Here is a 20,061-nt window from a genome sequence, read left to right on the forward strand (position 1 = left end):
CGTTTCTCCCCGTCCCCCTGTCCTGAGCTCGTGTGCGGTGGGGGCACCCCGAAGCTGAGTGTGACTACGGCGCGGGGGTGGTGTGGGTGCTTGGTGAGTTGGTTGCGTCGGCTGCGGTTGCGGCGGGGACTCATAGGGAAGCGTTGCGCGCCAACGATCTCAGCTACCAGGTCAGCTCCACCGGAGCGCGATCAGCTGGGTGAGCAGGGCGAGCCGGACGTCGGGGTCGTCGAGGTTCAGCGGGACCAGTTCCAGCAGTCGTTTCATTCGGTACCGCAACGTGTTCGGGTGAATCCGCAGCCGTTCCGCGGCGGCGCGGGGGTCGCCGGGGTGGCGGAGCCATTCGTACAGAGTGTCGACGTACCCGGCGTTGCTCGCTTCGTCGTGCGCCCGCAGCACGCCGAGCGGGCCGAGTTCGGACACCCGTGCCGCCGCTGCCCCAGCTGCGGCACGGTGCAAAACCAGCGCGGTCCAAGCCTCGTCGTAAGCCACCACGCGACCGTCGACCAGTCCCGCCCGCAGCAGTCCCAGCGCTTCGTCAGCTTGGGCTCGCGACGCGGCCAGCGCAGTCGGATCGCCCGGCGCACCCGCTGCCGCGCGCGGCAGCCCGCCCCGGCGAGACGCGGGTTGGGCGAGCAGCGCCTCCCGCAGTTCCGGCCAGCCGCCCTCGCCGGGACGATCCGGCACCACGACGTACAGCAGCCCGCCCAAGTCAGCCGCGACCGGACGCCGTCCGAAACCTTGCGAAATCCGTTCCAGCAACGCCAGCAACAACCCCTCCGCGTCCCGGCTGTCACCACCGCTGACGTCGACGACTACGACTCGGTGCGGCTCGTCGGACAGGTCCAGTTCGGCGACCACCCGGCGCGGCGGGACCTGTCCTTCCAAGACCGCGCGCAACAGTTCGGCGGAAGCCCGGCGCTGGGCGTCGGTGTGCGCGCGCCGCCGCAGCAGATGCAGTGCGACCACCGGGGCCGCGTCCGCGAAAGCCGCCGCGCGTTCCTCCGAGACCGGGCCCGGGACGACGGCCCACATCGAGCCCAGCAGTTCGCCGCCCATCCGGATGGGCACGATCAACCGCGGCAGGGTGCCGTCGCGCTGGGCTGGGACGAAGATCGTTTGCCTGCCGCGGGAAAGCTCGCGGAAAACGCCGCGCGAACGGAACCGGGCCAGGACGTCGTCCGGGATGCGGCGGCCCATGATCGTCGCCACGCGCGCCGGGTCGGTGAGGTCCTGGCGCGCGGAGTAGGCGAGGACGCGCGAGTTGGTGTCCTCGATCGTCACCGACGCGTCGACCACCGCGGCCACGGCGTCGGCGAGCCGGAAAAGATCGCCGGAACCAGGGTCGCCGCCTTCTTCGAGTGCTTCGGATTCGTCGGCGAGCGCGTCCAGGACCGTGCGCAACAGCCAGACCAGCTGAGCCCACGATGTCGCCGCGTGCACTTGGATCAACGCGATCCCAGCCGACTTCGCCGCGCGCCGCACCGACTGTTTCGCGGCCAACGGCGGTTTCAGCAACACCGCTGCCGCACCTTGCCCGGCGCTCACCCGGATGAGCGCAGCGGCATCGGCCGACTCGATCGTGGCGACGCCCAGCACCAGGTCACCGGCCGCGATGGCCGACTCCGCGCCCGGCTCGGCGATCACCACGTCGCCGACCGCCGGACAGTCCTCCGGCACCAGAAGCGCGTGGAGCAGCGTGGGACCGACCCGGTCCACCACGCTGCGCACCGAAACCACAGCTACCTCCAGCGCTTCTGACGTTCTTGCTGGAACGGTAGAAGACTGCGCCGGTTTCGCCACCCGCGGCACTAGATTAGGGCGATCGGGACGGAGCGGAGGACCGGATGGGCATTCAAGGCGTGCACAAGATCCTGGTCGAGGTGACCGACCTGCAGCGCGCGAAGACGTTCTGGAGCGAGATCGCGGGGTTCGAAGTGACCACCGACGTGCCCTACGACGACCAGGGCAACCGCTGGGTCGAACTGACCTCGCCGGACGGGACGATCTTCGTGCTGAACGTGGTGCCGGAGGTCGGCCGCGGAAGCCGTCCGGAGCTGCCGACCGCCGGTTATTTCTTCTACGCCGACGACGTGGAGCGCACCTACCGCGAGTTGTCCGCCAAAGGAGTGGATTTCCCGGCGAAACCGGAGAAGCAGCCATGGGGCTGGTGGGCGATGTTCACCGACTCGGAAGGGAACCGGTTCGCTCTGCAGCAGCGCGAGTGAACACCGTGGACCACGGCTTGAAGTACGACACCAGTGTCGCCAGCAAAAGCAGCGTCAGCCCGACACTCATCGCCCCCGTGCCCGACACCGCGCTCGCACCGACGATCTCGCCGCGCGACGCCTGCTCGCCGTGCTCGACGAAAGACGGGACCACCAGCAGGTTTCCGCCGGCGAACAGGGCAAGCGTCGCCAGCAGCTTCCACAGCACCCAGTGGTAGCGCACCAGCTTCCACTTCGTGCCGAGCCCGAGCACGACCCCGGTGGCCAGGGCGAGCAGGCTGGCCGGGAAATAGAGCGTCCCGGCGAGCACCCCGGCGATGACGTTCGCGCTGCGCGTGGTCACCGGGTCGAAGTCGGCGATCGCGAGAATGCTGCACACCAGCACCGCGAGTTCGGCTCCGATCCAGCCGACCGACGTGACGACGTGGCCGAACAAGAACCACTTCCGGGTCGCCGGCCGCATTCTCCAGTCCATAGGCCTGAGCGTGCGCCGCGGAGCGGGGTCGCGTCGTCCGTCAGTGCTCGGCATTTGTTCCTACGTCCGGGTGCGTAGGGCTCTCATCCCGTGAGACCTGTTGGGCGTTTCGTCCGGCCTGGTTAGCGTCGGCGCCCAGCCGACCCGTTCACGACCGCTAGGAGCGAGCACATGCCGGAAGACGCCACGAGCTGGTCCTTCGAGACCAAGCAGATCCACGCGGGGGCGGCGCCCGACCCGACCACCGGCGCCCGCGCGACGCCGATCTACCAGACGACCTCGTACGTCTTCCGCGACACGCAGCACGGGGCGGATCTGTTCAGCCTCGCCGAGCCCGGCCACATCTACACGCGCATCAACAACCCGACTCAGGACGTGCTGGAGCAGCGCGTCGCCACTCTCGAAGGCGGCGTCGCCGGGCTCGCGTTCGCTTCCGGCTCGGCGGCGGTCACCGCGGCGATCCTGACCCTGGCCAGCGCGGGCGACCACTTCGTCACCAGCCCGTCGCTGTACGGCGGCACTTACAACCTGTTCCACTACACGCTGCCGAAGCTCGGCATCGAGGTCACCTTCATCGACGACCAGGACGACGCGGAGCAGTGGCGGGCCGCGGTCCGGCCGAACACCAAGCTGTTCTTCGCCGAGACGCTGGCCAACCCGAGCAGCGCCGTCCTCGACATCCGCAAGGTCGCCGACGTCGCGCACGAAGCCGGGGTCCCGCTGGTCGTGGACAACACGGTGCCGACGCCGTACCTGGTTCGCCCGATCGAGCACGGCGCGGACATCGTCGTGCACTCGGCGACCAAGTACCTCGGCGGTCACGGAACGGCGGTCGCCGGTGTGCTGGTCGACGGCGGCACCTTCGACTTCGGCAAGGACCCGGCCCGCTTCCCGGGCTTCAACGAGCCCGACCCGAGCTACCACGGTCTCAAGTACTGGGAGGCGCTCGGCCCGGGCGCGTTCGCGGCCAAGGCGCGCGTGCAGATCCTGCGCGACACCGGCGCGGCGATCGCCCCGCTGAACACCTTCCTCATCCTGCAGGGCATCGAGACGCTCTCGCTGCGGCTGGAGCGGCACACCGCCAACGCGCAGGCTCTCGCGGAATGGCTGGAAGAGCGCGACGAGGTCGAGAAGGTCTACTACGCCGGTCTGCCGTCGAGCCCGTACCACGCGGCGGCGCAGAAATACCTGCCGCGCGGCGTCGGCGCGGTGCTGTCGTTCGAGCTGCGCGGCGGCGTCGAGGCGGGACGGAAGTTCGTCGACGGCACCGAACTGCACAGCCAGCTGGTGAACCTCGGCGACGTCCGCAGCCTGATCGTGCACCCGGCCTCGACCACGCACAGCCAGCTCGGCCCCGAGGAACAGGTCGCCGCCGGCGTCACGCCGGGCCTCGTGCGGCTCGCCGTCGGACTGGAAGGAATCGAGGACCTGAAGGCCGACCTCGAGGCGGGCTTCCGGGCCGCCAAGGCGGCGCTGTGACGGATCCCGGCGCGAGTCCCCCGCCCGTCACCGGCGCGTGGCGGGCAGGGGACCCACCCGGCAGACGGCACTGGTCCACCGGCCCCGGCGCACTCGCGCTGGAGGCCGGTGCGACCCTGCCCAGCTACACCCTCGCGTACGAAACGTGGGGAACGCTCAACTCCGACGGGTCCAACGCCGTCCTCGTCGAGCACGCTCTCACCGGCGACAGCCACGCCGCCGGCCCCGCGGAACCCGGGCATCCGAGTCCCGGATGGTGGGACGGCCTGATCGGCCCCGGCAAGGCTTTCGACACCGACGAACTGTTCGTCGTTGCCCCTAACGTCCTAGGCGGCTGTCAGGGCTCGACCGGACCGTCCTCGCCCGCGCCGGACGGCGAGGCGTGGGGCAGCCGATTCCCGACCCTGACCGTCCGAGACCAGGTCAACGCCGAAGCTGCACTCGCGGACGCACTCGGCATCGAACGCTGGGCCGCGGTCGCCGGCGGTTCGATGGGTGGGATGCGCGCCCTCGAATGGGCAGTAAGTCAACCCGAACGGGTGGCCTCCGCGCTCGTTCTCGCTTCGACCGCCCGCGCGTCCGCCGAGCAAATCGCCTGGGCCGCACCGCAACTGCACGCGATCCGAGGCGACCTGGCCTGGCGCGGCGGCGACTACTACGCCGCAGCCGAAGGCCCTTACCGAGGACTGGGCGTGGCCCGGCGGATCGCGCACGTGACTTACCGCTGCGAACCCGAACTGGAGACGCGTTTCGGGAACCGTCCGCAGCAAGACGAGGATCCGCTGGCCGGCGGCCGGTTCGCGGTCGAGTCCTATCTGGACCATCACGCGGACAAGCTCGCCCACCGCTTCGACGCGGGTTCCTACGTGGTGCTCACCGAATCCATGAACACCCACGACGTCGGACGCGGCCGGGGCGGGGTAGCTGCCGCCTTGAGCCGGGTCACCGCGCGCACCGTGGTCGCCGCGGTGGACAGCGACCGGCTTTACCCGCCATACCAATCGCACGAGATCGCGGCGGGTGTCGGCGCCGAGGCCACGGTGCTGGCTTCGCCGTACGGCCACGACTCGTTCCTCATCGAGACCGAGCAGATCGCGGCGCTGGTCAAGTCCCTGCTGGGCTGACCTCGCCCGCCGGACGTTCCGTGAAGGACTCCTTGAGGGAATCAGATTCCCTCAAGGAGCCCTTCACGGACTTCGATCCGGCCCTGCGAATGGTCAGCCGATAGCCGAGGTCAACGGCGAGTAATACCCGCCCCGCTGCCCGGCGGCGGTCGGGTGGTACGACTCGTCCACCGGCCAGGTCAAGCTGTGCAGGTAGTCGCTGGCCGCCGAGCAGATGTTGTGCCCGTCGAACGCCGGCCGGACGTCCACGAACTTCCCGCCGGCGGCGGAAACCCGGGACGAAATCACCGAAGCGAGCGTGTCCGCGCCGGAGTTGATCGCCGACCGCTTGGTGTCGCTCAGCCCGACGTTGCACGATCCGGGCACGGTGTAGAACCGCGGATAGGACAGCACGACCAGCTGGGCTGCGGGGGCCTTGCTCTTGGCCGCCGAGTACACCTTGTCCAGCAGCCCGGGCAGGGTGTTCTGGACGTAGGTCTTGGCGGTGTTGACCCGGTCCACACAGGTCTGGTCGGTTCCCAGCGTGCAGGTCTTGATCACGTCGGTGAACCCGGCGTCGTTGCCGCCCACGGTGAGCGTGATCAAGGTGGCGTTGGACGGCATCGAGCTGATCTGGGTCAGCACGTCGCTGGTCTTCGCGCCCGAGCAGGCGAGGAAGCTGAAGGTGGTGCCGGAGTGGGCGTTGGCCCACAGCTGGCCGTACGCGTTGGCACTGCGTTTGCAGCTGCCGGAATCGCCGTAGCTCCCGGCGCCCACTCCGGAGGAGTAGGAGTCGCCGAGCGCGACGTAGTTTTGCGACGCAGCGCTCGCACCGGTGGCGAAGCCGAGCGAGGCAGCGAGAGCGACCCCCAGGGCCGCGCACATCCGAAGGACGCGTCGTGATGGTTGACGGGTGTTTGCAGCCATAGGTCACTCCTGTCGTGACAGCTTGACGCGGTAAAGCTTTACCAGGTGCAATCCCCACGAGACACCCCTGAAATCCGGGTGCGTCCACTTGGCTCAAGCAGGAAGTAGGACGGTAAGTTAGCGTTCGCTAACCGAGGGACCTACTATGTGCGGATGTCGGCGAATTCCCTCCCACTGGTGAACGGCGCGAAGCCGAACAGGCGGGAACAGATTCTCTCCGCCGCCGCCGAGCTGTTCGCCCATCACGGTTTCCACGGCGTCGGCATCGACGACATCGGCGCGGCCGTCGGCATCTCGGGCCCCGCGCTGTACCGGCATTTCCGCAGCAAGGACGCGATCCTCGGGGAAATGCTCAACTCGATCAGCCACTACCTGCTCGAAGGCGGCACCGCGCGCGCCGAGGCGGGCGGCACTCCGGACGAGCTGCTGGCCGCGCTCGTGCGGTTCCACGTCGACTTCGCGCTCGAGCATCCGGCGCTCATCACCGTGCAGGAGCGCAATCTCGCGAACCTCACCGACGGTGACCGGAAACAGGTGCGCGCGCTTCAGCGCCAGTACGTCGAGGTGTGGGTGCGGGCGATTCGCGAAGCTGTGCCCGGTCTCGGCGAACGCCAGGCGCGGTCGGCGGCACACGCCGTGTTCGGCTTGATCAACTCGACGCCCTACAACCGCCATCTCGGTGACGGCGCGCTCGCCGATCTGCTGTGCCGTCTCGCGCTGGGTGCGCTGTCCGCGGCGGGCTGAGGCCGCGATCCGGGGTATCCCGCCGGCCGCCGGTCTGGTGTTTGATAGGCACGTGACCGCGGACCGGAGCGAAGGCGAGCAGCGGCTCGTCGAGAAGGCGCAGCGCGCGCTCGTCGCCATCAGCCTTGGCGAGGACACGGAGGCGCTGGAAGAGGTCACGCCCTCGTCCGGGGAGCCCGCCGAACGCGACGAGGAAACCAAAGAGCTGATGCTGCTGCTCTTCGGCGAGTGCAGCGCGATGGTGTCCACCCTCGGCGACGGCGGCACCGCCCCGGTCAAGGTGCAGGTTTTCGACGAGGCGGGCGAAGAGGTTTCGATCGACCAGGCCGACCCGCCGGTCCGCACCGCGGTCCGCACGCTGCTCGCCGAGGTGCACGGCAACACCGCCGCCGCGCGCGAGCAGGTCGAGATCGCGTTGGCCAGCGCCGCCCCGAACGAGGTGGACAGCCTTCTGCTGCAGGCGCTGCGCTGGACGATCCGGCTGTCGGTCGAATGCCTCGAACGGGATCTGCCGGTGGCCGGCTGGATCTCCGACGCCGTCGCGGGCTGACTGTTCCCTCTTTCACCCGGTCGCGTGGCCGGGTGCTTCGTGCTGGGCTGGACAGCCGCGTTAACGAGCACTAACATCTCCGGCGGAGTTAACGACCGCTAACGTCTCGACGGAGAGCCATGGACACGCCGGTACTGCGCAGTTCCGCGGATCCGAACAGCGACACCTTCGCCCGCAGCGTCACCTCGCACGGAGAATTGGTCGAGGATCTGCACAAGCGGCTCGCCGCCGCCCGGCTCGGCGGGCCGGAGAAGTCGCGCGCCCGCCATGTGGAACGCGGCAAGCTGCTGCCCCGTGACCGGGTGGACACGCTGCTCGACCCGGGATCCCCGTTCCTCGAGCTTTCCCCGCTCGCGGCCACCGGGCTGTACGACGACGAAGCCCCGTCGGCGGGCATCATCACCGGGATCGGGCGGGTGTCCGGCCGCGAATGCGTGATCGTGGCCAACGACGCCACGGTCAAGGGCGGCACGTACTACCCGATGACGGTGAAGAAGCACCTGCGGGCGCAGGAAGTCGCACTGCACAACAACTTGCCGTGCATTTACCTGGTCGACTCGGGCGGCGCGTTCCTGCCGCGGCAGGACGAGGTCTTCCCGGACCGCGAGCACTTCGGCCGGATTTTCTACAACCAGGCCACTATGTCCGCGCGCGGGATCCCGCAGATCGCCGCCGTGCTCGGCTCGTGCACCGCGGGCGGCGCGTATGTCCCGGCGATGAGCGACGAAGCGGTTATCGTGCGCAATCAGGGCACGATTTTCCTCGGCGGCCCGCCGCTGGTGAAGGCCGCGACCGGCGAGGTCGTCACGGCCGAGGAACTGGGCGGCGGCGATGTGCACGCGCGCCAGTCCGGCGTCACCGACCACCTCGCGGACGACGACGCGCACGCCTTGCGCATCGTCCGCGACATCGTTTCCACCCTCGGCCCGCGGACGCCGCGGCCGTGGGACGTCAAAGCGGTCGAACCGCCCGCGGTGGACGAACGCGAGCTGTACGGCGTCGTGCCGACGGATTCGCGCACCCCGTACGACGTGCGCGAGGTTATCGCCCGCGTCGTCGACGGCAGCCGGTTCGCGGAGTTCAAGAAGGAATACGGCTCGACGCTCGTCACCGGGTTCGCGCACATCCACGGCCACCCGGTCGGCATCATCGCGAACAACGGCGTGCTGTTCGCCGAGTCCGCGATGAAGGGCGCGCACTTCATCGAACTGTGCGACCGGCGTTCGATCCCGCTGGTGTTCCTGCAGAACATCACCGGCTTCATGGTCGGGCGCGCGTACGAGGCGGGCGGCATCGCCAAGCACGGCGCGAAAATGGTCACCGCGGTGGCCTGCGCGCGGGTGCCGAAGTTCACCGTGATCATCGGCGGCTCGTTCGGCGCGGGCAACTACTCCATGTGCGGCCGCGCGTATTCGCCGCGGTTCCTGTGGATGTGGCCGAACGCGCGGATTTCCGTGATGGGCGGCGAGCAGGCGGCTTCGGTGCTGTCGACGGTGCGCCGCGACGCGATCGAGGGTCGCGGCGGCGAATGGTCCACAGAGGACGAAGAAGCCTTCAAGGACCCGATCCGCGAGCAGTACGAGGAACAAGGCAGCCCGTACTACTCCACTGCGCGGCTGTGGGACGACGGCGTGATCGACCCGGCGGACACCCGCACGGTGCTCGGGCTCGCGCTGTCGGCCGCGGCCAACGCGCCTTTGCCTGAGGTCAACTACGGCGTCTTCCGGATGTGATGAGCGTGTTCGACACTGTTTTGGTCGCCAACCGCGGGGAGATCGCGGTTCGCGTAATCCGGTCGCTGCGGGCGCTCGGAATCCGTTCGGTCGCGGTGTACAGCGACGCGGACGCCGACGCCCGGCACGTGCGCGAGGCGGACACCGCGGTGCGCCTCGGCCCGGCCGAAGCGGCGAAGAGCTACCTGTCGATCCCGGCGATTGTCGCGGCGGCAAAGGAAACCGGCGCGCAGGCGGTGCATCCCGGATACGGCTTCCTCGCGGAAAACACCGCGTTCGCGCGGGCCTGCGCGGAGGCGGGGCTGGTGTTCATCGGCCCGCCGCCGGAAGCGATCGACAAGATGGGCGACAAGATCCGGGCGAAGGCCACGGTGTCCGCGGCCGGTGTTCCGGTGGTGCCCGGTGCGTCCGATATGGACATTCCGGAGGGCGGGTTCGCCGAAGCGGCGGCGAAGGTCGGTTATCCGCTGCTGCTGAAGCCGTCCGCCGGTGGTGGCGGCAAGGGCATGCGCCTGGTGCACCAAGAGTCCGAATTGGACGCTGCGGTCGAGTCCGCTCGCCGGGAGGCGAAGAGTTCGTTCGGCGACGACACGCTGCTCATGGAGCGGTTCGTCACCACGCCGCGGCACATCGAGATCCAGGTGCTGGCCGACACCCACGGCACCGTGCTGCACCTCGGCGAACGCGAATGCAGTCTGCAGCGGCGGCACCAGAAGATCATCGAGGAAGCGCCGTCGGTGCTGCTGGACGAGGCGACGCGGGCGAAAATGGGCGCGGCGGCCGCCGAAGCCGCGCGGTCGGTCGGGTACGTCGGAGCCGGCACGGTCGAGTTCATCATGTCCGCGCACAACCCGGACGAGTTCTTCTTCATGGAGATGAACACCCGGCTGCAGGTGGAGCACCCGGTCACGGAAATGGTGACCGGCCTCGACCTGGTGTCCTGGCAGGTGCGGGTGGCGGCGGGGGAGCCGCTCGGGCTGACGCAGGACGACGTGCGTCTCGACGGGCACGCGGTCGAAGCCAGGGTCTACGCGGAGGACCCGGCGCGCGGGTTCATCCCGACCGGCGGCACGGTGCTGGCCGTGCACGAGCCTTCCGGAGACGGGGTGCGAGTCGACTCGTGGATGTCGGTCGGCGCGGTGGTCGGTTCCAACTACGACCCGATGCTGGCCAAGATCATCGCGTACGGCCCGGACCGGGCGTCGGCGCTGCAAAAGCTGGATCGCGCACTCGCCGACACCGCGTTGCTCGGCCTCGGCACGAACATCGCGTTCCTGCGCGGCCTGCTCGCCGACGAGGACGTCCGCGCCGGACGGCTGGACACCGAACTGGTGGACCGGCGACTGTCCGCCTTGGTCTCCTCGGACGTCCCGCCGGAGTTTTTCGTCGCCGCGGCAATGGATCGGCTGCTCTCGCTGCAGCCCACCAGCGCGATCGTGGACCCGTGGGACATCCCGAGCGGGTGGCGGCTCAGCGGCCCTGGCGGGGTCACTTTCCGCCTGCGGACTGGGGAAACCCAGGCCGTGGTGCGGGTCGAGGGCACCCCGGCGGACGCTTCGGTGCGGGTGGACGACGCCGAACCGGTGCGCGTTTCCGCCCGCCGGGAAGGCGATCTGCTGGAAGTCCGCCGGGCGAACGGCGTGGAGCGGTACCGCTGCGCCGACGGTCCACAACGGACAGTGTGGCTGGCCCGCGAAGGCCGGTCGTTCGCGTTCGCCGACCAGGAGGTGACGCTGTCCTCGCGCGGCGAGGCGGCGGGCGCCGGTCCGGTGAAGAGCCCGATGCCGGGAACGGTGCTGGTGGTGAAGGCCTCGGAAGGCGACGTGGTGAGCGCGGGGACTCCGCTGCTGGTCGTCGAGGCGATGAAGATGGAGCACACCGTGACCGCGCCGATCGACGGTGTGGTGACTGAGCTTTCGGTGCGGGTCGGCCAGCAGGTCGCGCTCGACGAGACGCTGGCCGTGGTGAGCGCAGCAGAGGAGAAGCAGTGATCGACTTCCGGCTGGACGAGGAATACGAAGCGCTTCGCAAAACGGTCGAGGACTTCGCGCAGGCGGAGGTCGCGCCGGTGATCGGCCCGCTGTACGAGAGGGAAGAATTCCCGTACGAGCTGGTCGCCAAGATGGGCGAGATGGGCCTGTTCGGCCTGCCGTTCCCGGAGGAATTCGGCGGCATGGGCGGGGATTACTTCGCGCTGTGCCTGGCGCTGGAGGAACTCGCGCGGGTCGATTCCTCGGTCGCGATCACGCTGGAGGCGGGGGTTTCGCTCGGCGCGATGCCGATCTACCGCTTCGGCACCCAGGAGCAGAAGGAAACCTGGCTGCCCATGCTGACCACGGCCGAGGCGCTCGGCGGCTTCGGTCTCACCGAGCCCGGCGGCGGTTCCGACGCCGGGGCCACGCGCACGCGCGCCCGGCTCGACGGCGACGAGTGGGTCATCAACGGCAGCAAGGCGTTCATCACCAACTCCGGCACCGACATCACGAAGCTGGTCACCGTCACCGCGGTCACCGACGTGATGGAGAACGGCCGCAAGGAGATCTCGGCGATCATCGTCCCGTCCGGCACGCCGGGCTTCACGGTGGCCCCGAAGTACTCGAAGGTCGGCTGGAACTGCTCGGACACCCACGAACTGTCCTTTTCGGACGTCCGGGTCCCTGCGGAGAACCTGGTCGGCAAGCGGGGCCGCGGCTACGCGCAGTTCCTGTCCATTTTGGACGAGGGCCGGGTGGCGATCGCCGCGCTGAGCGTCGGTCTCGCGCAGGGCTGCGTGGACGAATGCCTCAAGTACGCGAAGGACCGCGTCGCGTTCGGCCACCGGATCGGCGAGTACCAGGCGATCCAGTTCAAGATCGCGGACATGGAGGTCCGCGCGCACACCGCCCGGCTGGCGTATTACCAGGCGGCGTCGAAGATGCTGCGCGGCGAACCGTTCAAGAAGGAAGCGTCGATCGCGAAACTGGTGGCGTCGAACGCGGCGATGGACAACGCCCGCGACGCGACGCAGATCTTCGGCGGATACGGCTTCATGAACGAATTCCCGGTCAGCCGTTTCTACCGCGACGCGAAGATCCTGGAAATCGGCGAGGGCACCAGCGAGGTCCAGCGGATGCTCATCGCGCGCCACCTCGGGGTCGGCGCCTGAGACCCAGCGTCGCCGGGGCGTCCGGGCGGAGTCCCGGCGGCGCTGCTTCATTCGTCCCAGTGGTGGTTTCCCGTTCGCGTCGGCTGGGCCGCGCCCATCGACCAGGGACAACTTCGCCGCGCGGTCGCCACGGCACCCACCACCGAGAAGTCCTTATTGCGGGCTTATGGCGTTCACGGTCCGGCCTGGGGTCGCCGGAGACGCAGACGTGTTGCTGGGGTTCTTTGACGACGCCGTCGAGTCGCGGCTGCTTGAGTACTCGATGGACGAGGCGAAGCGGCGCGGGATCGACCTCGTGCGCGTCGACTGCTGGGCGGGCGGCGACGGCGATCTGCCGCGCTACTACGAGAGCCAGGGCTTCAAGCCGACCGAACAGTTCACCGTCGACGGCTGGCTCGGCCAGGTCCTGGAACAGCGGGTTGGGGGATAGCGGCACGTCCTGATCCGGAGGACGATATTGGCTAAGTGTCAATAGAGCCGAGGAGTCCTCCATGGCCAGGCAGTCGCTCTCCGGAAAGGTCGTTGTCGTCACGGGCGGCGCGCAGGGCATCGGGGCGGCCACCGCCGCCGCGCTGCACCGGCGCGGCTGCCGCCTCGTGCTTGGCGACCTCGACCGGATCCGCGCGGAAAAGACCGCGGGCGAGCTGGGTCCGGACGTGGTCGCGTCGCCGCTGGACGTCACCGACACGGCCGCTTTCACCGCGTTCCTGGACGACGTCGAACGCACCATCGGGCCGATCGACGTCCTGATCAACAACGCCGGCATCATGCCTCTCGCGCCGCTGGACGAGGAGGACGACGCGGCCACGCGGCGGCTGCTGGAGATCAACGTGCACGCGGTCGTGCACGGCACGCGCGAGGCCGTCAAACGGATGAAGCCGCGCGGTCGCGGGCACATCGTGAACGTGGCGTCGATGGCCGGAAAGTCCGGATTCCCCGGGGCGGCCACGTACTGCGCTACGAAACACGCCGTGGTCGGGCTGTCCGAGGCGGTGCGGCTGGAGCTGCGCGGCACCGGCGTCGAAGTGTCGTGCGTGATGCCCGCGGTGGTGCGCACGGAACTCGCGTCCGGGCTGGGCGAAGCGCGGTTCATCAAATCGGTGGGGCCGGACGATGTCGCGGCGGCGATCGTCGACGCGCTGGAGCGGCCGAAGTTTGACGTCTTCGTCCCGAAATCGCTCGATCTGACCGGCCGGATCACCCGGCTGTTCCCGCGCGCGTTCGGCGAATGGCTGGTGCGCGCGCTCGGCGGCGACCAGCTGCTGGCGTCGGCCGCGCATTCGCCCGAGCGCGCCGAGTACGAGGGCCGGGCCGCCCGGAGCGCGCCGTCGTCCGTCCCGCCTGGTGGGAGCGTCTGATGTGGACGTGCGCTTGCCGGGTGCTTGCGGGAGTGGCGTGTTGATGCCGCGCCCGCGCGCAAGGCAAGATGCCCGGCAGATGACGAGCTCCAGGAGGCACTAGATGGTTTCCCCACCGGCCCGGTTGGCTGCCGCGGCGGCCAATGTCGTGGGCAAGGTGTTCCAGGGTGGGGTCGCCGATCTGCGGCCGATGCCGAGGGTGCTGATCGACCAGGGGCCCAACCGGTCGGTGTACCGGATGACGCACGGAGTGAGCGAGACGTCGGGCCCGCCGGTGCTGCTGGTGCCGCCGCTGGCCGCGCCCGCGCTGTGCTTCGACCTGCGCCGCGGCTGCAGCCTCATCGAGCACCTGGTCGAGGGCGGACGGCCGACCTACCTCGTGGACTACGGCATGGTCGCCTTCTCCGACCGCCGCCTCGGCATCGAGCACTGGATCGACGAGGTGCTGCCGAGGGCGATCCGGAAGGTCAGCCAGGACGCCGGCGGACAGCGCGTGCACCTGGTGTCGTGGTCGCTCGGCGGGATCTTCTCCATGCTGGTCAGCGCCGATCAGCCGGACCTGCCGATCGAATCGATCACCGCGGTCGGCTCGCCGGTCGATTTCACCGCGATCCCGATCGTCGCGCCGTTCCGCCCGCTCGTGGACCTCACCGGCGGACATCTGCTCACCCCGGTGTACCGGGTGTTCGGCGGCGCACCGTCCTATTTGGTCACCCGCGTGTTCCGGGCCACCGGGATCTCCAAGGAGATCACGAAACCGCTGGCGATCCTGAAAAACCTCGACGACCGCGACTACCTCGCGCAGATCGAGGCGGTGGACCACTTCATGGACAACATGTACGCCTACCCCGGGCGGACGTTCGGCCAGCTGTACCACCGGTTGTTCCGCACCAACGACCTCGCCGAGGGGACCGTCGACCTGAACGGGCGCAAGATCAGCCTGTCCGACGTGAAGAAGCCGATGCTGGTGGTGGCGGGCGAAAACGACACCATCGCGCCGCGGGCGTCGGTGGAACGCGTGGTGCACCTGCTGGAAAACGCGCCGGAGGTCCGGTTCCGCACCGCGCCCGGCGGGCATCTCGGCGTCCTGACCGGCCGCCGCGCGCGGGGCACGACCTGGCGTTACCTCGACGAGTTCCTGGACGATCTGGTCGGCTGACCGGCGGAGAGCACTCCGACATCCGCCGCGAAGTCGGTAAAAAACCGGCGGTACCGTGGGCTCGTGATCGCTGCATACGTGACGTCGCTCGGCGACAGTTCCGAGATCAAGATCGGTCAGCTTCCGGACCCCGCGCCGGGTCCGCGCGAGGTGCTGGTGAAGGTCTCCGCGGTGGCGGTGAACCACGTCGACACCTTTGTCCGCTCCGGCGCGTATCCCACCGCGGTTTCGTTCCCGTTCGTCATCGGCCGGGATCTGGTGGGCACTGTTGTCTCCTCGCCAGTGAACCGCTTCGCTCCCGGCGACCGCGTGTGGTGCAACAGCCTCGGCCACGACGGCCGGCAGGGTTCCTTCTCCGAGTACTGCGCGGTGCCCGAAGACCGGCTTTATCGCTTGCCGGACGGGGTTTCCGACGACGCGGTCGCTGTCCTGCACACCGCCGCCACCGCGTACCTGGGCCTCTTCGAGCACGCCGACGCCGGTTACGGCGAAACGATCGCAGTGCTCGGCGCGGCCGGCGGCGTCGGCAGCGCGGTCGTCCAACTTGCTTCGACCGCTGGCCTGCGGGTCATCGCGACCGCCCGCGCCGAGGACGCGGAATGGTGCCGGGAATGCGGTGCCGACGAGGTTTTCGACTATTCCGATCCCGACCTCTACCGCAAACTTCCCGCTGTGGATCTGTTGTGGGACAACGCGGGCCGCCACGACCTGGTATCCGCGGTGCCGCTGTTGTCTCGCGGCGGCCGTATCGTGGCGATGTCCGGAATGCAGTCGACACCGACGCTGCCGATCGGCGAGCTGTACACGCGCGACGCCAGCATCCGCGGTTTCGCCATCAGCAACGCCGGTGTCTCCGCCTTGGGGTCCGCTGCCCGAGTGATCAACCGGGCCCTGTCCACCGGAATCCTTCGCCCCCGGATCGGCACTCGCCTGCCCCTGGCGTCGGCCGCCGAGGCGCACCGATTGCAGGAATCAGGCGAGGCGCGCGGCCGGATCGTGCTGGAGGTCTGAGCCGCGGTCAGACGGTGAGCACGAGCTTGCCCTGGAGATGACCGCGGTCAAGCAGCCGGTGCGCGTCGGCAATGCGCTCGAACGGGAACGTCTCCTGCACGTGGACCCGCAGCTTGCCCTGCTCGACGAGGGCGACCAGCTCACGCAGCCCGGCCGGATCCGGGTCGACCGCGATGCCGCTGAACCGCATCCCGGCCGCCTCGAACTTCGCGATGAGCTCGGTGTCCTCTTCCGCGACCGCCGTCACCAGATGCCCGCCGGGACGGAGCACGCCGAGCGACCGTTCGACGGCGTCGCCGCCGAGAGTGTCGAGCACAACGTCGATCTCGCGGACCACCTCGGCGAAGTCGGTCGTCTGGTAGTCGATTACTTCGTCAGCGCCGAGCGTCTCGGCAAACTCCCGCTTGCTCCCGCTGGCGGTCGTAATCACGTGCGCGCCAAGGGCTTTCGCGATCTGGATCGCGACGTGCCCGACCCCGCCTCCACCGCCGTGGATCAGCACGCGATCGCCCGCCGTCACGTCGCCGAGGTAGACCAGCCCTTGCCACGCCGTCAGCCCGACCACTGGCAACGCCGCGGCCTCGACGTGCGAAAGCTCCTTCGGCTTGCGCACCAAATGCAACGCCGGTGCCGCCACGACTTCGGCGTACGCGTTGGCCGCGCGGGGAAACAGCGGCATCCCGAACACTTCGTCGCCAGGCCGGAACCGCCAGGTCAGCGCCTCTTCGACCACGCCGCTGACATCCCAGCCGAGCACGAACGGCGGCTGGCCGAGCAACGGAAACTCGCCTTCGCGCAGCCGTGCCTCCAACGGATTGAGCCCGATCGCCTTGACGCGGACGAGGACCTCGGTCGGCACTGCGCGGGGCTCGGGCGCGTCCACGATCGTGAGCACTTCGGGACCGCCGAGCTTGTGCTGGGTGATGACTCGCATGACTCTCCTGGTTTCTGGAGGGGAACGAGAACCAGGCTAGGATTCCGATAGGTACCAGCAGGTACCTTTGACTCCATGAGCGATTACGGCCCCGGCGGGGTCTTTCTCGCCGATTGCCCGGCGCGCCTGGCAGTCGAGCTGATTGCCGACAAATGGACGGTGGTCGTGCTCGCCGGCCTCAGCGAGGGCCCGGTCCGCCACGGCGAACTGGTCGAGATGATCGGCGGGATTTCCCGGAAGGTGCTCACCCAGACGCTGCGCCGGCTGGAGGCGCACGGGCTGGTCCGTCGTCAGGCGTATGCCGAGGCACCGCCGCGGGTCGAGTACGAGCTGACGCCGCTGGGGGCGACGCTGATCGAGCCGATCCACACCTTGACGGAGTGGGCGCGGGCAAATGGGGGCGCAGTTTTGGACGCGCTGGATTCAGCCGCCCAAAACGGTGATGACAAACTGCAGCGGCGGGTGGTCGAGCACGCTGGAACGAAGGAGTAATTCCACCGGCCGGAAGATCACTGAGGTCGAGGCGCGGAAATTCGAGAAGCAACTGGACTGACAAGACCGCTCGGCCCGCCTCGGTGAAGCGGGCCGAGCGGCTGGACTACTTCAGCTGAGCAGAAGTCTTCCCCAGCACCCGCCGGGCCACGATCAGCTGCTGAATCTGCTGCGTGCCCTCGAAGATGTCGAGGATCTTGGCATCCCGGGACCACTTCTCCAGCAGCGATTCCTCCGTGTACCCATACGCGCCAGCGAGTTCGACGCACTTCAGCGTCACATCGACCACCGTCCGGCCTGCCTTGGCTTTCGCCATGGAGGCCTGCAGCGAGTTCGGCTGACGGTTGTCCGCCATCCACGCCGACTCCAGCGTCAGCAGATAGGCCGCCTCGTAATCCGCTTCCAGCTGCAGGAAGGTCGCGGCCGCGGCGTGCTGGGTCAGCGCTGGGCGGTCGTAGTCGATGACGACGCCGGCTTCGGTCAGGATGCGGCGGGTTTCGTCCAGTGCCGCGCGGGCGACGCCGATCGCCATCGCGGCCACCAGCGGGCGGGTGTTGTCGAAGGTCTGCATGACCCCGGCGAAGCCCTTGGCCGTGTCGATGTCCGGCGTGCCCAAGAGGTTTTCCTTGGGGACGCGGCAGTTCTCGAAGCGCAGCACGGCGGTGTCGGACGCGCGGATGCCCAGTTTGTGCTCCACGCGCACGACCTCGAAACCCGGCGTGCCCTTCTCCACCACAAACGACTTGATCGCGGCGCGGCCCTTCGTGCGGTCCAGCGTCGCCCAGACCACGACGGCGTCGGCGCGCTGGCCGGACGTCACGAAGATTTTTTCGCCGTTCAGGATGTAGTCGTCGCCGTCCTTGGTGGCCGTCGTGGTGATGGCGGCCGAGTCCGAACCGCAGCCGGGTTCGGTGATCGCCATCGCGGCCCACAGGCCCTTGAAGCGCTCGAGCTGCTCGTCGGTCGCCACGGAGCTGATCGCGGCGTTGCCGAGGCCCTGGCGCGGCATGGACAGCAGCAGGCCGACGTCGCCCCAGCACATTTCGATCGTGCCGAGCACCACGTTCAGGTTGGCGCCGTTGCGGTTCCCCTTGGGGCCGCCGTCGTCCTTTTCGGACCGGCGCACGCCGGCCGCGCCCGCGCCGCCTTCGCCGGAGGAGTTCAGGCCGTCCAGCAGCGCGGCGAACATGTCCAATTCGGACGGATAGGTGTGCTCGGCGCGGTCGTACTTGCGCGAGATCGGCCGGAACACCTCGGCCGCGGCCTGGTACGCCTGGTTGATCAGCGCGCCGGCCTTCTTCGGAGCTTCCAGGTTGATCATGAGTTGCCTTTCACCGCGAGGAAAAGATCAGAGGAGGACGGCGCCTTCCATCACGCCGATCGCCCGCAGGTCGCGGTACCAGCGCTCCACCGGGTGCTCCTTCACGAACCCGTGCCCGCCCAGGAGCTGCACGCCGGCGTTGCCGATCTGCATGCCCTTGTCCGTCGCGAGCTTCCGGGCGAGCGCCGCTTCCCGTGCGTATTCCTTGCCCTGCTCGGCTCGGGCCGCCGCGCGCAGCGTGACCAGGCGCAGGCCCTCCAGCTCGATCGCGATGTCCGCCACCGAGAAAGCGACTGCCTGCCGGTGGCTGATCGGCTCGCCGAACGCGGTGCGCTCGTTCACGTAAGGCACGACGTAGTCCAGCACGGCCTTGCCGACGCCGGCGGCGAGCGCCGCCCAGCCGAGCCGGGAAAGCCGGACCACCTCGGTGAAAACGTCCGCCTTGCCGCCGCCGAGCAGCGCGCCCGCGGGCAGCGAGACCTTCTCCAGGTGCAGCTTTCCGGTGGCCGCGCCGCGCAGGCCCATCGCGGGTTCGGACTCGATCGTCACGCCCGCGTTGGACGATTCCACCAGGAACAGCGCCGGGCCGCGGCCTTCCAGATCAGCCGAGACCAGGAACAGCTCGGCCTCCGCCGCGCGCGGGACGAGCGACTTCACGCCGTCGAGCTGGTAGCCCTTCGGGGTCCGCTTCGCCTTGGTGGCGGGCTTGAACGGGTCGAACAACGGCGTCCGCTCCAGCAGCGCGAGCGCGGCGGCGGGCACCTGCTCGCCGGTGAACGCGGGCACGTAGTCGGCCTGCTGCTGCTCGTCGCCCCACGCGACCAGCGCGGTGCTCACCGCCGACGGGGCCAGCACGGCCACCGCGAGTCCCAGGTCGCCGTGCGCGAGCGCCTCCGCGACCAGCGCGTTCGTGACGACCGAACGCTCAGTGCCCGCGCCGCCCAGTTCCTCCGGAATGCCGACGAGGCTGACGCCCAGCTCGGCCGCGCGGGTCAGCAGGCCCTCCGGCGCGGCGAGCTTCTCGTCGGCGTCCGCGGCGGCCGGACGCAGCTGTTCGGCGGCGAATTCGCTGACCGTCTCGACGATGAGCTTCTGGTCCTCGTCCGGCGTCAGGTCGAACAGCCCGCGGTCGTCCGGTTTCGCCAGCCGTGCCGGTTTGCCCAGCCGCTGGACCGAGGTGAACGACCGGGTCGCCGCCCCCGCCGCGCGGAAACCGTTGCGGGTCCCCGTCTTGACCAGGTTCTGCACCGGCCCGCGCAGCCCGACCCGGTCGATCGCCTTGCTCCCGGCCAACCGGGTGAGCGCGGCCAGGCCGAGGCCCATCGCGTCTCGTTTCCTTGGCGCAGCCATGCAGCATCTCCCTCGCGTTACCTACTCACGAGTAGGTTAGCGCGGCATCGGC

At 69.2% G+C, this 20,061-nt stretch carries 18 protein-coding genes and 1 pseudogene; 13 read left to right on the plus strand and 6 right to left on the minus strand.

Annotation, left to right across the window (positions count from 1 at the left end):
• Positions 1–171: 171 nt before the first annotated feature.
• Positions 172–1,740 carry a PucR family transcriptional regulator gene (locus H5411_RS30430; RefSeq protein WP_183125822.1) on the minus strand — a complete coding sequence of 523 codons (1,569 nt, stop codon included), beginning with the start codon at positions 1,738–1,740 and terminating at the stop codon, positions 172–174.
• 107 nt (positions 1,741–1,847) lie between these two features.
• On the opposite strand from H5411_RS30430, the gene H5411_RS30435 reads away from it, so the two are divergent.
• On the plus strand, positions 1,848–2,228 hold the full coding sequence (locus H5411_RS30435) for a VOC family protein (protein ID WP_183125823.1): 381 nt from the start codon (positions 1,848–1,850) through the stop codon (positions 2,226–2,228).
• On the opposite strand, the gene H5411_RS30440 is transcribed toward H5411_RS30435, so the two are convergent.
• The gene (locus H5411_RS30440) at positions 2,182–2,703 is read right to left on the minus strand and encodes a hypothetical protein (protein ID WP_183125824.1); all 522 of its coding nucleotides are present in this window, start codon (positions 2,701–2,703) and stop codon (positions 2,182–2,184) included. The genes H5411_RS30435 and H5411_RS30440 overlap by 47 nt on opposite strands.
• Before the next feature lie 171 nt (positions 2,704–2,874).
• Here H5411_RS30440 and H5411_RS30445 point away from each other — a divergent pair, with 171 nt between their 5' ends.
• The gene (locus H5411_RS30445; RefSeq protein WP_101437875.1) at positions 2,875–4,182 is read left to right on the plus strand and encodes a bifunctional o-acetylhomoserine/o-acetylserine sulfhydrylase; all 1,308 of its coding nucleotides are present in this window, start codon (positions 2,875–2,877) and stop codon (positions 4,180–4,182) included.
• On the plus strand, positions 4,179–5,306 hold the full coding sequence (gene metX, locus H5411_RS30450) for a homoserine O-acetyltransferase MetX (RefSeq protein WP_101437876.1): 1,128 nt from the start codon (positions 4,179–4,181) through the stop codon (positions 5,304–5,306). The genes H5411_RS30445 and metX overlap by 4 nt, the downstream gene beginning before the upstream one ends.
• Positions 5,307–5,399: 93 nt before the next feature.
• Here the strand turns inward: metX and H5411_RS30455 are convergent, their stop codons facing one another.
• Positions 5,400–6,170, minus strand: a complete 771-nt coding sequence (locus H5411_RS30455) for an SGNH/GDSL hydrolase family protein (RefSeq protein ID WP_183125862.1) — start codon at positions 6,168–6,170, stop codon at positions 5,400–5,402.
• 195 nt (positions 6,171–6,365) lie between these two features.
• Between H5411_RS30455 and H5411_RS30460 the strand changes: the two genes are divergently transcribed.
• From H5411_RS30460 to H5411_RS30500, 9 genes and pseudogenes are all read left to right on the plus strand, one after another.
• Positions 6,366–6,956 (plus strand): SACE_7040 family transcriptional regulator, encoded by a 591-nt coding sequence (locus H5411_RS30460; RefSeq protein WP_167442011.1) that lies wholly within the window; start codon positions 6,366–6,368, stop codon positions 6,954–6,956.
• 52 nt (positions 6,957–7,008) lie between these two features.
• Positions 7,009–7,506, plus strand: a complete 498-nt coding sequence (locus tag H5411_RS30465) for a hypothetical protein (RefSeq protein WP_183125825.1) — start codon at positions 7,009–7,011, stop codon at positions 7,504–7,506.
• A gap of 119 nt (positions 7,507–7,625) precedes the next feature.
• Positions 7,626–9,239 (plus strand): carboxyl transferase domain-containing protein, encoded by a 1,614-nt coding sequence (locus H5411_RS30470; protein WP_183125826.1) that lies wholly within the window; start codon positions 7,626–7,628, stop codon positions 9,237–9,239.
• A 5-nt stretch (positions 9,240–9,244) separates the two neighbouring features.
• Complete coding sequence (locus tag H5411_RS30475; protein WP_183125827.1) at positions 9,245–11,230, plus strand: acetyl/propionyl/methylcrotonyl-CoA carboxylase subunit alpha; 1,986 nt, start codon at positions 9,245–9,247, stop codon at positions 11,228–11,230.
• Positions 11,227–12,384, plus strand: coding sequence for an acyl-CoA dehydrogenase family protein (locus H5411_RS30480; protein ID WP_183125828.1), 1,158 nt, complete (start codon positions 11,227–11,229; stop codon positions 12,382–12,384). The genes H5411_RS30475 and H5411_RS30480 overlap by 4 nt, the downstream gene beginning before the upstream one ends.
• Positions 12,385–12,619: 235 nt before the next feature.
• Positions 12,620–12,814: pseudogene (locus H5411_RS30485) on the plus strand (GNAT family N-acetyltransferase); the annotation flags it as partial.
• Positions 12,815–12,875: 61 nt separating this feature from the next.
• Positions 12,876–13,742: an SDR family oxidoreductase gene (locus tag H5411_RS30490; RefSeq protein ID WP_183125829.1), complete on the plus strand. Its 867-nt coding sequence runs from the start codon at positions 12,876–12,878 to the stop codon at positions 13,740–13,742.
• 103 nt (positions 13,743–13,845) lie between these two features.
• A complete protein-coding gene (locus H5411_RS30495) occupies positions 13,846–14,901 on the plus strand; it encodes an alpha/beta fold hydrolase (protein ID WP_183125830.1) in 1,056 nt (351 codons plus the stop codon).
• 63 nt (positions 14,902–14,964) lie between these two features.
• Positions 14,965–15,912 carry an NADPH:quinone reductase gene (locus tag H5411_RS30500; protein ID WP_183125831.1) on the plus strand — a complete coding sequence of 316 codons (948 nt, stop codon included), beginning with the start codon at positions 14,965–14,967 and terminating at the stop codon, positions 15,910–15,912.
• Between the two features lie 7 nt (positions 15,913–15,919).
• Here H5411_RS30500 and H5411_RS30505 read toward each other — a convergent pair whose 3' ends face one another.
• Positions 15,920–16,846: an NADP-dependent oxidoreductase gene (locus tag H5411_RS30505; protein ID WP_183125832.1), complete on the minus strand. Its 927-nt coding sequence runs from the start codon at positions 16,844–16,846 to the stop codon at positions 15,920–15,922.
• Between the two features lie 75 nt (positions 16,847–16,921).
• Between H5411_RS30505 and H5411_RS30510 the strand changes: the two genes are divergently transcribed.
• Positions 16,922–17,338: a winged helix-turn-helix transcriptional regulator gene (locus H5411_RS30510; RefSeq protein WP_183125833.1), complete on the plus strand. Its 417-nt coding sequence runs from the start codon at positions 16,922–16,924 to the stop codon at positions 17,336–17,338.
• Between the two features lie 106 nt (positions 17,339–17,444).
• Here the strand turns inward: H5411_RS30510 and H5411_RS30515 are convergent, their stop codons facing one another.
• Both H5411_RS30515 and H5411_RS30520 read right to left on the minus strand, forming a co-directional pair.
• On the minus strand, positions 17,445–18,659 hold the full coding sequence (locus tag H5411_RS30515) for an acyl-CoA dehydrogenase family protein (protein WP_183125834.1): 1,215 nt from the start codon (positions 18,657–18,659) through the stop codon (positions 17,445–17,447).
• Positions 18,660–18,686: 27 nt separating this feature from the next.
• Positions 18,687–19,982: an acyl-CoA dehydrogenase family protein gene (locus H5411_RS30520; protein ID WP_101437888.1), complete on the minus strand. Its 1,296-nt coding sequence runs from the start codon at positions 19,980–19,982 to the stop codon at positions 18,687–18,689.
• Positions 19,983–20,061: the final 79 nt, after the last annotated feature.

The sequence above is a fragment of the Amycolatopsis echigonensis genome (assembly GCF_014174495.1).
GTDB lineage: Bacteria > Actinomycetota > Actinomycetes > Mycobacteriales > Pseudonocardiaceae > Amycolatopsis > Amycolatopsis echigonensis.